This is a genomic window from Aquirufa novilacunae, assembly GCF_045310505.1.
Classification (GTDB): Bacteria; Bacteroidota; Bacteroidia; order Cytophagales; family Spirosomataceae; genus Aquirufa; species Aquirufa novilacunae.
In genome coordinates this window covers 269,764-284,910 of the sequence record NZ_JBEWZG010000002.1, presented here as the reverse complement: position 1 = coordinate 284,910, position 15,147 = coordinate 269,764, and the positions used below count along the sequence as shown (strand labels likewise).

14 protein-coding genes are annotated in these 15,147 nt (G+C 43.6%); 10 read left to right on the top strand and 4 right to left on the bottom strand.

Annotated features, from left to right (window positions below; genetic code table 11):
- Window positions 1-3: 3 nt before the first annotated feature.
- On the bottom strand, window positions 4-714 hold the full coding sequence (locus tag V7S74_RS06530; protein WP_406777971.1) for a tetratricopeptide repeat protein: 711 nt from the start codon (window positions 712-714) through the stop codon (window positions 4-6).
- A 10-nt stretch (window positions 715-724) separates the two neighbouring features.
- Window positions 725-2,149, bottom strand: coding sequence for a DEAD/DEAH box helicase (locus tag V7S74_RS06525; RefSeq protein ID WP_463672921.1), 1,425 nt, complete (start codon window positions 2,147-2,149; stop codon window positions 725-727).
- A 64-nt stretch (window positions 2,150-2,213) separates the two neighbouring features.
- Between V7S74_RS06525 and V7S74_RS06520 the strand changes: the two genes are divergently transcribed.
- Genes V7S74_RS06520 through V7S74_RS06510 form a run of 3 tightly spaced genes read left to right on the top strand, consistent with a single transcriptional unit; the run spans window position 2,214 to window position 5,137 of the window.
- Window positions 2,214-3,320 (top strand): chloride channel protein, encoded by a 1,107-nt coding sequence (locus tag V7S74_RS06520; RefSeq protein WP_406777969.1) that lies wholly within the window; start codon window positions 2,214-2,216, stop codon window positions 3,318-3,320.
- Entirely contained in the window at window positions 3,320-4,501 is a 1,182-nt protein-coding gene (locus V7S74_RS06515) for a M14 family zinc carboxypeptidase (protein WP_406777968.1), read from the top strand. The genes V7S74_RS06520 and V7S74_RS06515 overlap by 1 nt, the downstream gene beginning before the upstream one ends.
- Window positions 4,502-5,137, top strand: a complete 636-nt coding sequence (locus tag V7S74_RS06510; RefSeq protein WP_406777967.1) for a PglD-related sugar-binding protein — start codon at window positions 4,502-4,504, stop codon at window positions 5,135-5,137.
- Here V7S74_RS06510 and V7S74_RS06505 read toward each other — a convergent pair.
- The gene (locus V7S74_RS06505) at window positions 5,132-5,857 is read right to left on the bottom strand and encodes a 3'-5' exonuclease (RefSeq protein ID WP_406777966.1); all 726 of its coding nucleotides are present in this window, start codon (window positions 5,855-5,857) and stop codon (window positions 5,132-5,134) included. The genes V7S74_RS06510 and V7S74_RS06505 overlap by 6 nt on opposite strands.
- 30 nt (window positions 5,858-5,887) lie before the next feature.
- Complete coding sequence (gene lipB, locus V7S74_RS06500; protein ID WP_406777965.1) at window positions 5,888-6,622, bottom strand: lipoyl(octanoyl) transferase LipB; 735 nt, start codon at window positions 6,620-6,622, stop codon at window positions 5,888-5,890.
- Window positions 6,623-6,692: 70 nt separating this feature from the next.
- Here lipB and V7S74_RS06495 point away from each other — a divergent pair, with 70 nt between their 5' ends.
- The 7 genes from V7S74_RS06495 to gmd all read left to right on the top strand — a co-directional run bounded on the left by V7S74_RS06495 (window position 6,693) and on the right by gmd (window position 15,146).
- Entirely contained in the window at window positions 6,693-7,046 is a 354-nt protein-coding gene (locus tag V7S74_RS06495; protein ID WP_406777964.1) for a YraN family protein, read from the top strand.
- A gap of 23 nt (window positions 7,047-7,069) precedes the next feature.
- Window positions 7,070-7,480, top strand: a complete 411-nt coding sequence (ybeY, locus tag V7S74_RS06490) for an rRNA maturation RNase YbeY (protein WP_406777963.1) — start codon at window positions 7,070-7,072, stop codon at window positions 7,478-7,480.
- Window positions 7,481-7,506: 26 nt separating this feature from the next.
- Window positions 7,507-9,366, top strand: a complete 1,860-nt coding sequence (mnmG, locus tag V7S74_RS06485) for a tRNA uridine-5-carboxymethylaminomethyl(34) synthesis enzyme MnmG (protein ID WP_406777962.1) — start codon at window positions 7,507-7,509, stop codon at window positions 9,364-9,366.
- Window positions 9,366-10,250, top strand: coding sequence for a class I SAM-dependent methyltransferase (locus V7S74_RS06480; RefSeq protein ID WP_406777961.1), 885 nt, complete (start codon window positions 9,366-9,368; stop codon window positions 10,248-10,250). The genes mnmG and V7S74_RS06480 overlap by 1 nt, the downstream gene beginning before the upstream one ends.
- Window positions 10,251-10,326: 76 nt before the next feature.
- Window positions 10,327-11,874 (top strand): Ig-like domain-containing domain, encoded by a 1,548-nt coding sequence (locus V7S74_RS06475; RefSeq protein ID WP_406777960.1) that lies wholly within the window; start codon window positions 10,327-10,329, stop codon window positions 11,872-11,874.
- Between the two features lie 370 nt (window positions 11,875-12,244).
- Window positions 12,245-14,017, top strand: a complete 1,773-nt coding sequence (locus tag V7S74_RS06470) for an AMP-dependent synthetase/ligase (RefSeq protein WP_406777959.1) — start codon at window positions 12,245-12,247, stop codon at window positions 14,015-14,017.
- Between the two features lie 49 nt (window positions 14,018-14,066).
- Window positions 14,067-15,146 (top strand): GDP-mannose 4,6-dehydratase, encoded by a 1,080-nt coding sequence (gmd, locus tag V7S74_RS06465; protein ID WP_406777958.1) that lies wholly within the window; start codon window positions 14,067-14,069, stop codon window positions 15,144-15,146.
- Window position 15,147 lies beyond the last annotated feature (1 nt).

The following is a 15,147-nucleotide window of genomic DNA, read 5'->3' as shown; positions in this document are numbered from 1 at the left end:
ACACTATTTAAAGATGCCTTTCGGGTCTGGCATTTTCGCCGCTAACAATGACCCAAAATTCAAGTCCAATTGCAAAATATCTGCCATGCGAGCTTCGTGGAAATAGGTCCACGCTAACTCGTAGTTCTCTTTATAATACGCCACCTGACAACGCTTCATCCAGGCATTCGCGTTCTTTGGATCCTGCGCTAAGGCATGCTTCAATTCAGTTTCAACTTCGTCCAATGTTCCACAATCCATACCCTTCTGATAGCAATCCAACTTCACAATCGCGTAATCAACGCGCATCATTGACTGCGTCGAATCTATTTCTAATCCTTTGTTTAACAGACGAATAGCTAAATCATTATCCCCTCTTTGGAAAGATATAACACCTAAACCCCAAAACGCATCCACGCTATTCGGGTCCAAGGCACTAATCAAATTAAACCTCTGAGTTGCGGTGTCCAAGCGTGCCGTAGCCACATATTCCCAGGCTCTTTCCGCAAAGAAAGCAACGGCCTCAGCTCTCGAGCCAAAAGAGGCATCACAGCTCGCCACGAACTCATTTAATTCCTTTTGATCGGCTTTCGAAAGCGGTTTAGATCCATACAAAACCTCATACTTCGCTTCGCGAACCGGAGTAGCCGGCGCCTGCGGCGCCGCCGCCGTTTCCTTTTTCGTCTGAGAATACCCCATGAACGAAATCAAACACAATAACAGAACTCTTTTCATAGACACAAAACTAACGTTTCTTTTTATTGGACGCGGCACCCGGACGGAATTTTGCATTCTTACCTGGGCGGTTATTGCGGACAATCGGCTTAGGACCCTGAACGGCTCCGCCTTTCGGACCAGCCTTCGTCACAGCCTTTTTCTGAGGCACTTTTTTACCCGCGGCCTTGGCCTTAATAACCCATTTCTTATCGTGGAACGCCCCTTTAAAGTCTGGATCCTCGCGTTTGCGCTGATCATCGACCGCGCGTAACATATCTTGTTGCTCTAAAAACGGCGTTTCTTCGATCTTGATTCCCTCTGGCAATTGCTCAATTTCAATCTTCTGCTGAATAATATCTTCGATCTTCGCCCAGTGATAACTCTCCGCTAAGGTGATAAAAGTGATAGACTCCCCTATCTCTTCCGCCCGACCCGTACGACCGATTCTATGTACATAATCTTCGTAAATCAACGGGACGTCGAAGTTAACCACGTGGGAAACTTTGGGGATATCGATACCGCGAGCCGCCACATCCGTCGTCACCAAAACGCGCACATTTCCTTCGCGGAATTGCGCCATTGCGTTAATACGGGTGTTCTGGCCTTTGTTCGAGTGAATCACCCGAACCTGGTCTTTAGGTAATGATTTCAACAACCACTTTTCTACGTCGTTTGCCGCATCTTTTGAACGACAAAATACCATAACCCTATGAAAATCAGGATTTTGCATAAAGTAGGCAAGGGCGTGTAATTTCGTTAATAAGTTCGGCGCCTCGTAAACTGATTGCGTCACCTGACTCGCCGGCGTAGCCTGCGGGGTGATTTCAATCTTCATCGGGAACTCCAAAAACTCATGCGACAGGTTCTCTACCTTCTCTGGGAAAGTCGCGGAAAACAAGCCATTCATTCGCTTTTTATAAGGAATCTTCTCCAAAATCTGACGAATCTGCGGCATAAAGCCCATATCCATCATCTTATCTGCTTCATCTAAAATTAAGAATTTCAATTCCTTCACCACGATCACATCCTTACGGTATAATTCGAGGAACCGACCCGGTGTAGAAACGAGGATGTCGACGCCTTCCTCGAGGGCTTGGATTTGCGGCTTTGGCCCTAATCCACCATATAAAGCAAGAATTCGCAAGTCCGTAAACTGCGCTAAACCGATCATCACGGTGTGAATCTGCATGACTAACTCCCGCGTAGGCGCTAAAATCAAGGCCCGCGGATTCTTCCCCTGGGCATACTTGCAACGCATTAAAATAGGAAGCGCATAGGCCGCGGTTTTACCCGTACCCGTCTGCGCGATGCCTAGTAAATCGTGGCCCTGCAATAATAAGGGAATCGCCTTCTCTTGAATGGGCGTCGGTTTCGTGTAACCCACCGCTGTGCAAGCGCGTTGTAGCTGTGGATTTAATCCCAAACTTAAAAATTCATCCATTGGATTCGGCATTGTTAATGATTTACAAAGGTAGGGAAAATATAATTCTTACCTTTGAAACAAAATTATTGTTGTTTTGGCTCGAATTAAGGCATTTCTATTGAATCTAGGCCTATTGGTCGCCCTCTCCTTTGCCACAGGGAGCCTGTCTTCGCTATTTTTAGCCGGCCTCGACTGGATTCAACACCACGGATCCTATTTATACGCCTTACCTATTTTAGGTTTAGTCTTCCAAAGCTTCCCCTTTCCCGCCTACCTCATCATCCCCGCTACTTGGCTCAGTCATTTAGCTGGAGCTTCAGTCGGTCGAGAAGGAGTAGCGGTAGCAATGGGGAGAATACTCGGGGAGAAAATTCCTGAATCTCCGGATTTCTCGAAAGACCTTTTTTCAAAAGCCGGAATGGCAGCTGGCTTCGCTTCGATTTTTGGGACACCACTCGCCGGCGCCTTCTTTGCACTCGAAGTAGGAGTAGTGGGCAAAATTAATTTTCGCCACCTACCTGCCTGCCTTTTAGCTGCATTATTTGCGAATTACGTCAGTCTCCACGTGTACGGCACAAAACATCTTTCTTTCCCTGCCATTTTTTTGCCTTCATTTTCAGGTGAATTTTATGCGAAATTAGCGCTTATGGGCCTATTTTTAGCACTAATTGCCTTCCTATATAAGCGCTCAGAATCGTTTATAATTTCTGCGTTCGACAAATTACCCGTACAAGGTCCGCTAAAAGGGATTCTCGCAGGTTTGATTTTGTTCGGAGTCCTAAGCATCCCAGTGTTTCACGAAAGCACCGGACTCGGATCTGAATTTTTATTGAGACCGTTCGAGGAGGTCGCTCCCGACTTCGCCTTATGGAAATTACTCGCCACGAACCTAAGTTTAGGTTTAGGATTTAAAGGGGGAGAAGCGACACCATTATTTTTGATCGGCTCTCATGCCGCATCCGGATTTGCTTCTTGGTTCGGATTACCTATAGGACTTGCGGCAGCCATCGGCTTCGTGAGTTTGTATGGAGGTCTTGCCAAAACTCCATTAGCTGCTACCTTCCTAGGCATGGAACTTTTCGGTTCCTCTGCCTGGTTTTGCTATTTATTTATCACCCTGATCGTCTTATTCGGCTCAGGAAAAAAAGGAATATTCTCGAATCAAACCTGGGCAGATTATCTGCCAAAACCATTTTACTAATGTTTACAAAAGCCTTCGAACACTACGAATCCTTCCGAGAAAATCGCCTAAACAAGCGCCGCTTTTCAGCCGCTTTATGGCAGGAATTAATGACCGAATGGTCCTCTTTTTTCGACGTTCGTGAACTCGGAAAAACGGAAGAGGGCAGACCCATCCACGAGGTAAAATGGGGAGAAGGTCCTATACAAGTCATCGCTTGGTCCCAAATGCACGGCGACGAGGCCACAGCTACTCTAGCTTTAGCCGATATTTTTCGTTTATTATCTTTATATGAGAGTTTAGCTACTGAATTGAAGCAAAAATTGCATCAGAAAATCACTTTGCGCATCATTCCTCGTTTAAATGCAGATGGTGCGGAAAGATGGCAACGCGAAACGGCTCTAGGCATCGATATGAACCGCGATGCAACGAAACAAAACTCGGTTGAGGCACAGATTTTATCCGCCTGGGCAGACGAAATCAAACCTTCTTTTGCCTTTAATCTACACGACCAAAACCGTTTATATTCTGTAGGAAATAGCCCAGAGCAAACTCACATTGCCTTCCTAGCAACCACAGGAGATGACGAAGGAACCTGGACGCCTTCACGTCTGCGCGCCGGCCAAATCTGCAACCGCATGCTGTCACAAATCCAGCCTATTATACCCGGAAAAATAGCAAAATGGACGGACGAATACGAATCCCGTGCTTTTGGCGATACCTTCTCGTCTTGCGGTTACGGACTTGTTTTATTGGAGTCTGGTGGGGCAGGATGGGACTTAGAAAAACATGCCTTACGTAAATTAAATGCCTGTCTTTTAATCGATGCCTTTTGTGCTATCGCAGACGGAAGCTATGCATCTGAATCCATTGCAAACTACGAGGCGCTTCCTACGAACGAAAGAGCCATTGTTGATATCAAAATAACCGACGCACCATTGAGCTCAAGCGTCCGTGCAGACGTCTTATTCAACCTAGTTGAAACGCCGATGACCGACGGTAATATCCACTACTCCTGGGTAGTAGAAAACATCGGCGACATGTCACCTTTCTATGGATTAACAGAAATCAACGGGAAAGACTTACATTTGTCACCTGATTCGAGCATTGCCTTGGGCGAGAATTACACCGAATTAGTCCTGTTAAAAGACGGAAAACCAAGTTTCAAATTATCCGATTACACGCATAAAATACAATCCTAAATGACATCTTTACCTGTAATAATTATTGGAGTTAATCCTTTTGGCCTAGAAGTAGCCCACATCTTTGAGAAAAATGACGTCGTAGTCTATGGATTTTTAGATGATGATCCAAAGAAAAAGGACACCAGCATCGGTGAAATTCCCGTCTTAGGAACAGCGGACGATGAGTCTTATTTCAAATTAATTGGTAAAAACTGCGGCGTTTTTGTTGCCCTGGAAAACCCTATTGAGCGGAAGAAAATGATCGAATTGATCTTAGAGGAACGCGAAGTGAAACCCATAAATGCGATCCACCCATCCGCTAATATCGCCGATGTGAAGAGCCTTTCTTACGGTGTATTCATCGGTAGCGGTGCACAGATTTTACCTGAAACGAAACTAGGTGATCACGTGATTATTGGCTCGGGATCCATCATCGAAACAGGAGCACAAATCAATGATTTCGCGTCTATCGGCGCAGGTTCAGTAGTAGGTAAAGAAGCGATTATCGAGAACAATGCCTACGTAGGTATTCACTCAACAATCGTAGGAAGTGTGAAGGTAGGTAAGAGCGCAACGGTAGGAGCGGGCAGTGTAGTTATTGAGAATGTCGCAGCTTCAAAACGTGTATTCGGAAACCCAGCAAAGCCGCTATAATTTGACAATATTCTCTGGCGCAACTAGATCTAAAAAGTGAAAACGTAGGTAGAGTTGCGCCACTACAATGACATCTTCTAGGCAATACTCATTGATCCTAGCTAATCCATTTTCTTTATAAAATACGCGGTTCACCTGGTCGCCTGAAAGGTCGGCTTTGGCCCCTGAAATACCCATCAATTCCGCTAACAATTCCAGCGAAGTATAGGATCTTCGATCGCCAAACTTCCACATCTCCATCGTATCCTGGTGGATAATTTCCCATGGTTTCTTCCCCTGCAATTGCAAAGATTTCGGAATCTCTAGCCCATTAATTAACATCCTTCTGCACAAATAAGGGAAGTCAAATTCCTTCCCATTGTGTGCCACGAGGGTCAATTCTCTCGACTTATACGTCTTATTTACAAAAGAAATGAACTCCGTGAGAAGCGTTTTTTCGTCTGCATGCGCGATGGTCTTCACTTTTAAAGCCATCTCACCCTGCTTATTCACGAACAAAAAGCCCATTCCCACCACAATAATCTTCCCAAATTCCGCAAACAAAGGAGCCTTTTCAAAATACATCTCTTCTAGGCTGATATTAGCTGGATTTACCAAATTCTTCGCCTTTTTTAGCCAAAATTCTTTCATCTTATCCGAAAGAAGGGAAAAATCGGATACTCCAGACGAAGTTTCGATGTCTATGAACAGAGTATTCTTGAAGTTCTTTAATGTATCCATCTATATGCGTTCCACGTGGAACTCAAATTATTATGCATTTAATGTTTCGCGTGAAACATCTACTAATTTCATTTTAAATAAGTCAACTAAGTGGCCTTTAACCACGTCTGAAACCGACTGAAAATCCATTTCCTGGCCTAATTCCTGTTGCAATGACGTTACACCTCGTGTCGCAATTCCGCAAGGAACGATGTGCGAGAAATAACTTAGGTCAGTATTTACGTTCAACGCAAACCCGTGCATGCTAATCCAACGTGACGCCTTTACGCCCATTGCACAAATCTTTCGGGTATCCTCTTGTGTAGGATTAATCCACACGCCGGTCAAACCTTCAATGCGCCCAGCGACTAAACCATAACCCTCACAGGTCTTAATAATCGCTTCCTCCAGCATCCGTAGATACAAGTGAATATCGGTGTAGAAATTCTCTAAGTCCAAAATAGGGTAGCCTACTAATTGCCCAGGCCCATGGTAAGTAATGTCTCCGCCGCGATTTGTCTTAAAATAGGTCGCACCTATGGTAGACAAAAACGACTCTTGTAATAACAAATGTGACTCGTCACCGCTCTTACCCAGGGTATACACATGTGGGTGCTGGCAGAATAAAAGGAAGTTTTCTGTGACCTCTTTTCTGTCGTCAGAAAGACCCCGGTTCGCTAACTTAACTGACGCTATGCGATTTAATAAAGTCTCCTGTAGATCCCAAGCTTGCTTGTATTCTACCAGATTTAAATCAACAAATTGGACTTCTTTATTCTGATTCATTCTTTATCAATTACCTGATAGCATCCGCAGAAACACGCCGCTACCTTTAGTAAAAAACAAAGATACAAGAATGGCAAAACATATGACACAAGGAAAACTAGGCGAGCAGTTAAGTGTAGACTATTTACTAAAAAACGCCTACACCATCGAGGCGAGAAACTACCGCTATAAAAGGGCAGAAGTAGACATCGTTGCTAAGAAAGGGGATCTTCTCATCTTTATTGAAGTAAAATCCCTGCGGAGAAATACACACGGACACCCAGAACAAAAAATCACAAAAAATAAAATAAGGCTTTTAAGTAGGGCCGCCTGTGCTTACCAATACCAACATAAATGGCACCAAGAGATTCGTTTTGACAGCATTTCGGTGAATTTTTATCCACAAGCCTTCAAAATAGAGCATTTCGAGGATGCTTTTTCGTAAATTCGCGCTTTAATAGCGCGCACATGATTCATTTTTGTACAGAAGACATAACATTCTCCTTAAAAGAGAAGTTAAAACACAAAGCCTGGTTAAACGAGGTGGCGAAACAGGAAGGGAAAAAGATCCTAGAATTGACTTACGTTTTTTGTTCAGATGAGTACTTATTACAGATTAACCAAGAGTACTTAAATCACGATACGCTGACTGATATTGTTACGTTTGATAACTCCGAAGATCCGAAGAAAATCGAAGGCGACATCTTTATCTCCATCGAAAGAGTTAGAGAAAATGGGAACAAATTAGGGACTTCGGAAACGGAATTAGAACGTGTAATGGTGCACGGATTATTACACCTGCTCGGTTACAAAGACAAGAAGAAAGAGGACAAAGCATTGATGACCCAGAAGGAAGATTTTTACATTAAACAGTACTAAATGTTTCACGTGAAACATGCAATGATATGCTAAATTCATACGATGTAATTGTGGTGGGAGCGGGACACGCCGGATGTGAAGCAGCTTATGCGGCAGCACAAATGGGATCACGTGTTTTGTTAGTGACCATGAATATGCAGACGATTGCCCAGATGTCCTGCAACCCAGCGATGGGTGGCGTGGCTAAAGGTCAAATCGTAAGAGAGATCGATGCATTAGGCGGAATGTCTGGGATCATTTCGGATAAGACCATGATTCAATTCCGGATGCTAAACCGATCAAAAGGTCCGGCGATGTGGTCGCCACGTTGTCAATCGGATCGTATGCGTTTTGCAGAGGAATGGAGAAATGCGCTGGAAGGAAATTTGAATGTAGATTTTTGGCAAGATTCTGTTCAACAATTAATCGTTGAAAAAGGCGAAGTAAAAGGGGTTATCACCCGTATGGGCATGACTTTTACAGCACGAGCTGTGGTACTAACAAATGGTACTTTCTTAAATGGATTGATCCATATAGGGGAGAAGAATTTTGGGGGGGGTCGTATGGCTGAACCGATGGCCATCGGCTTAACAGAACAATTAATTCAACTAGGTTTCGAATCCGGTAGAATGAAGACGGGAACTCCGCCGCGTGTCGACGGAAGAAGCTTAGACTTCGCCGCAATGGAAGAACAAAAGGGGGATGAAAATCCAAGCTCTTTTTCATACTTAACTGAAACGCCACTAACGGAGCAGCGCTCTTGCTGGATTACACACACAAACACAAAGGTGCACGAAGTCTTGCGAAAGGGTTTCGATCGTTCACCTATGTTCGCTGGAAGAATTAAAGGTTTAGGCCCACGTTACTGTCCCTCCGTAGAAGATAAGATCAACCGCTTTGCAGATAAAGATTCACACCAAATTTTCGTAGAACCGGAAGGGTGGAGCACAGTGGAAATTTATGTCAACGGATTTTCAACATCGCTTCCTGAGGACATCCAATTCGAGGCGATTCGCTTAATCCCTGGATTTGAAAAAGCGAAGATGTTCCGCCCGGGTTATGCCATCGAATACGATTATTTCCCGCCTACCCAATTGACTTCGACATTGGAAACAAAGCGGGTAAGCGGACTATTCTTCGCCGGCCAAATCAATGGGACAACTGGCTACGAAGAAGCGGCATGCCAAGGTTTAATCGCCGGCATTAATGCCCACCAAAAAACACACGAATTAGATCCGTTTACTTTGTCTCGATCAGATGCCTATATCGGCGTGTTGATCGACGATTTAATCAACAAGGGAACGGACGAACCGTATCGCATGTTCACGTCGCGTGCTGAGTTCAGAACTTTGCTTAGACAAGACAATGCGGATGAACGCTTAACTGCAAAAGGATATCAATTAGGATTAGCAACTGAAAAACGATGGAATAGATTTCAAGAGAAGAAGGCGCAAGTCGCGGCTTTGACAGAAGAAATCAAAAACACGAAAGTGAAACCGACAGAAGTGAACGACTGGCTAGAGCAGGAGGGAAGCGCTTCGTTGAAAGAGGGTGCGCCTATCGTGAACTTACTGAGAAGATCGGATTTGTCTTTCGATAGAATTGCGACACACCCAAGCATCGAGCCTATCGTGAGAAACTATTCACAGGAAGTGCGCGAGCAGGTAGAGATTTTAGTGAAATACGAAAGCTATATCGAAAAGGAAAGATTGATGGTGGACAAAATGCGCTCGATGGAAGACTTATGCATTCCGGCGAATTTTGACTACGATAAAATCAAAACGTTGTCAACTGAATCACGCATAAAATTGAAATCGATTTTACCTCAGACTATCGGTCAGGCAAGTCGCATTTCGGGCGTCTCAGCTTCTGACATTTCCATCTTACTTTTATTCATGGGACGCTAATGGAAAATATACAAAACTGCCCCGTTTGCGGATCTCCGAATTCGACCTTAAAATTTAAGGCAAAAGATTATACCGTATCTAACGAGCAATTCCATATCGTTAGCTGTGATGCTTGTTCTTTGGTCTACACAAACCCGAGGCCAGTCGCGAACGAAGCTGGACCTTACTACCATGCGAGTGCCTACATTTCCCATAGTGATACGAATGAGGGAATTGTTAATAAGTTATACCATGCGGTTCGCAAGTTCACACTTCAATCAAAATTGAATTGGATTGCGCCGGACAAAAAAGCCAACAAAGAATTACTAGATATCGGTTGCGGTAACGGGCATTTTCTAGCTGCCGCTAAAGAGAAAGGCTGGAACATCAATGGCTTGGAATTAGACCCAGAAACGGCGGCTAGAGCGGCTAAATTAACGGGGCTTAGTATCGCGCCCTCTTTAGCAGAAATCGCCCCAGAAAAACAATTTCAAGTAATCACTTTGTGGCACGTTTTGGAACACGTCTACGAATTAGATGAGTATTTTAACTTCTTCAAAAGTCGACTGAATAAAGACGGGAAACTTTTATTAGCCTTGCCTAACCCGGCGAGTTTTGATGCAGGTTATTTCGAAGAATACTGGGCTGCCTACGATGTTCCACGACACATCTACCACTTCACACCAGCCACTATTACAGCACTAGCTGCAAAGTATGGTTTTAAATTACAGAAAAGCCGCGGGCTTATTTTCGATAGCTTTTACATTTCTTTGTTAAGCAACGAATACAAAACAGGTAATAAACGCCTACTTCATTCGTTTTTAATTGGATTCATTTCTAACCTACGAGCGATGCTGGGCAAACCGAATTATTCAAGTAATCTATATACATTTGAACATGCGTAATTACCTGAAATTCAGTCTTTTATTTATATTCCTAGGCATAGGAATCAGCTTGGTTTTTCTGCAAAGCTGTGCCCAAATGGCTTCACCACCGGGTGGAAAAAAAGATACGTTAGCGCCAGTGGTGATCAACTCGATTCCGCTAAATAAGAGCAAGAATTTCAAAGGCAAAAAGATTGAATTAACCTTCAATGAATACGTGACCGTAAAAGGCCTGAACCAAGAGCTGTTAATCACACCTTCGATTGGAAACTACGAAACGCGCATTCGTCCTACGGGGCTAACGTTGGTATTAGACAGCGCATTAAAAGACAATACGACCTATACTTTTAACTTTAGAAATGCGGTAGAAGATGTCGCAGAGCGAAATAAAGGGAGAAACATTAAACTGGTTTTCAGCACCTCGAATAACATCGATTCCTTGAAGATTCAAGGGAAAGTAAAACACCTGCTGACGAATAAAAAGGCTGATAATATCACGGTAGGCTTATACCCCTACAATGACAGCTTGCGTATCGATAAGGCGAAACCTTATTATTTCGTGAGAACAGATACCTCGGGAACCTATACTTTGGAGAACTTGGCAGCCGGAAAATACTACATGGCGGCCTTTGATGACGCGAATAATAACTTACTGTATAATTCCGCAAAAGAATCAGTAGACTTTATCCCCGAGGCTTTCATCGACCTACAGAAAAACGAAACCCGAGATTTCAAAATCGCTCTGCAGAACCAGGATCCCTTGAAATTAATGAAAACTACGACGACCGCGAAAACGGTTTTATACGAGTTTTCACGGGGTATAAAATCGGCTAATCTGCGCTTTTCATCTGAGGAAAAACCGCTCTATCAAATTGAAAATGACCGCAACCTGCGTATTTACGTAGGTGGTTTAAATAAAGCGGACACCTTGCGAATTGAAGCAGCGCTCGAAGATTCCGTGGGCAGAAGTACTGATTTTAAACTAAAGGCTAAATTCAGAGAATTGGCTAAGAAGGAAAAGGCAACAAACGTTCCTTTGGGCTTCGATATATTCCCAAAAGCGGGTTCTCTCATCGTTTCGACCGATTCCATCCTAATTATTTTCCCTAAACCCGTCTTACAATGGGTGTCTAAAAAGGTCCATATTTTAACGGAAAACGACGACGACTTAACTTTTCCGGACGAAGCGTTTAGTTGGAATAAGTTCCAGAACATTTTAACCATCAAAAGCGCTTTCTTACCGAAGCGGGAGAAATTCACACTAGCGCTAGATAAAATCGCTTTCGTGGGTCCTGAGGCTGATTCTACGAATGAATATAAGCAGGTAATCAAGCGATTAGATCCAGAGGAAACAGGTATAATAGAAGGAGGTATTCGCAAACCTGGGCATTATATCTACCAATTATTGAGAGGAGAAAAGCTAGAAAAGGCCTACGAGCAGAAGTCTACCGGAATTTGCTCTTTCCAAAACGTGGAACCAGGCATCTATACACTGCGGGTAATCGTGGATGAAAATGAGAATGGTCAATGGGATATAGGCGATTTTAAGACCAAGAAAAAGTCAGAGGCTATCTATTACTTTGAAAATAAGATCAAATTAAAGGCAAATTTCCAATTAAGCGACTTGTGGATAAACACCCCCTAGCACTGTGGATAAGTGCCCTTTTTATCCACATTCTATCCACAATTTGTGTGCATAACTGTGTATAACTTTTGAGCTCACCTCACCTATGTGGATAAGTCCGAGGTTATCCACAAGTTGTTAGACACTTATCCACAATGGTATATTGGCTTTTGATTTTCCAAAACGTAGTCATATCAAGTACTTACAAACACGATTTTGACTTATCCACTTATCCACAGAGAACAACAAGAAGAAACAAAAAAGAGATTTAAAAATTCTTTTCTTTTTTTAATTTATGTGTGTGGATAACTTGTGGATAAGTAATTTAGATGCAAAAAGAACTTTATTTAATACTATTTGGCTAAATTGCTTTCTCAAAATCCTTCCTTTTATGGTTCATCAACAATTCACACGCGTATTTGATTTATTACAAGCTTATGCCAGCTTCAAGAAAGAAGACCTATTTAATCTGAAGAGAGATGGCGAATGGAAGAAGTATTCGGTAGACGAAACTTTGGAGACCATTCAAACATTGGCTTTGGGGTTATTAGAGCTTAAAATTAAGCCAGGTGAAAAAGTAGCCATCATTTCAGGGAATCGTCCCGCATGGAACTTTGTTGATTTTGCCGTTCAAATGATTGGTGGTGTGACCGTTCCCATGTATCCTACGATTACAATTGAAGATTACGACTATATTTTTAAAGATGCTGAAGTGAAGTTTGTCTTCTGTGAAAATGAAGAATTGTACTTGAAAGTAAAGGCAGCATCGAAAGACAATAAGAAGATTAAGGGCATTTATACGTTTGATCCGGTGGCGGATGTGGAACGTTGGACGGCGGTGAAGGATTTAGGGGAAGGAAAAGATCCAGCTAAATTGAAGCCTTTGATGGATGCGGTGCAGCCGAGTGATTTATTGACTTTGATTTATACCTCTGGAACGACGGGTCGTCCGAAAGGCGTGATGTTAACGCACCACAATATTGTGAGTAATGTGAAATCCTTAGTGCGCGGAAATTTCTTTGATTTGTTGCCCTCAGATCGTGCGTTAAGTTTCTTGCCGCTGTGCCACATTTATGAGCGCACGGACATTTATATGTACATGTACTATGGCGTTTCGGTCTATTATGCGGAGAGCATGGAGACCATCGCGGATAATATTAGAGAGGTGAAGCCGGCGATGTTTGCGACGGTGCCACGTTTATTGGAGAAAGTATATGATAAGATTTTGGCCAAAGGAAATGAGCTTACCGGCATAAAACGTGCACTTTTCTTTGGCGCATTGGATTTTGGTTTAAAATACGATCCGATGGAGAAGTTGGGATTCATCGATTCATTAAAATTAAGCTTCTACCGCAAAGTGATTTTTAGTAAATGGAAAGAAGCATTGGGTGGAAATGTTCGTTTGATCGCATCAGGTTCCGCTGCTTTACAACCTCGTCTTTCCCGCGTTTTTTGGGCGGCCGGCATTCCGGTTTCGGAAGGCTATGGATTAACCGAAACCTCTCCGGTGATTTCGGTTTCACGTGTGAAGCCAGTTGATTTCAAAGTAGGTTGCGTGGGATCGCTAGTTGATTCGATTGAATTGAAGATTGCGGAGGACGGAGAAATTTGTGTGAAGGGAGATTCAGTGATGGTGGGTTATTATAGAAATCCGGAGGCTACGGCTGAGGCGATTGATAAGGACGGTTGGTTCCACACCGGTGACATCGGGATGATGGTAGACGGGAAGTATTTGAAGATTACGGATCGCAAGAAAGAGATCTTCAAAACCTCAGGCGGTAAATACGTTGCACCACAATTAGTGGAAAATAAGTTAAAAGAATCGGCCTTTATTGAGCAATGCATGGTGGTGGGCGAAGGCCAAAAGTTCCCATCGGCGCTGATTATCCCCGAGTTTAATGCCTTGCAAGTTTGGGCAGATCAACAAGGAATTAAGGCCAAAGGTCCAGAGGCACTAATTACAAACAAGGAGATCATCGCTAAAATAGAAGAAGAAGTTTTAGACACGATGGGTTCTGTCGCGAAATACGAACAGGTGAAAAAATTCGTTCTATTGCCACGCTTATTCACCGTAGCGGACGGAGAAATCACCCCTACGTTGAAATTAAAACGCAAGTCAATTTACGCGAAACACGAGAAGGCCATTTTAGCCTTGTATGAATAAATTGCGTTAGGCCCGTTTTTTGCGTAATTTTGACTTCTTAATGAATCGTATGTCGACAGGAAAAAAGGTAGCTCTCATTACGGGCGTAACAGGACAAGATGGCGCTTATTTAGCGGAATTTCTTTTAAATAAAGGATACATTGTACACGGAATCAAGCGCAGAAGCTCTTTGATTAACACGGATCGCATTGATCATTTGTACCAAGATCCGCACGTGGATTCCGCCTCTTTTATCTTGCACTATGGCGATTTAAGTGATTCGACGAACATCATTCGCATCATTCAAGAAGTACAACCGGACGAAATTTACAACCTTGGGGCGATGTCCCACGTGAAAGTTTCTTTCGACGAACCAGAATATACGGCGCAGGTAGACGGTATTGGAACCTTGCGTATTTTAGAGGCTATCCGCTTGCTTGGTTTGGTGAAAAAGACCAAAGTATACCAAGCGTCCACTTCGGAACTTTACGGCCTCGTACAGGAAGTTCCGCAATCTGAAACAACCCCTTTTTATCCCCGCTCACCTTACGCCGTCGCTAAATTATACGGCTACTGGATCACGGTGAATTACCGCGAAGCCTACGGGATGTTTGCCGTAAACGGTATTTTATTTAACCACGAATCCCCGCTTCGCGGTGAGACTTTCGTGACGCGTAAAATCACGAGAGGTGTGGCACAGATAGCTTTAGGGCAAGAGAAAAAGATCCACCTAGGTAACCTGGACGCAAAACGCGACTGGGGCCACGCGAAAGATTATATTGAGGCGATGTGGCTGATTTTACAACAAGATACGCCAGAAGATTATGTGATCGCGACTGGAATTACGACGACGGTGCGCGAATTTATCCGCATGTCGTTTGCTGAATTAGGTATCGAAGTGGCGTTCTCAGGCGAAGGCGTGAACGAAAAAGGAACCGTGGTTTCTTGCTCGAATCCAGCCTATCAAGTGCCGGAGGGACAAGAAGTCATCGCCATCGACCCGCGCTATTTCCGTCCGACAGAGGTAGAATTACTAATAGGTGATCCTACGAAGGCCAAAGAAAAACTAGGCTGGACCCTTAAATACGATTTAGCCGCGCTAGTAAAAGACATGGTTCAGGCGGACGTAAAATTATTCTCGACGAAATAAG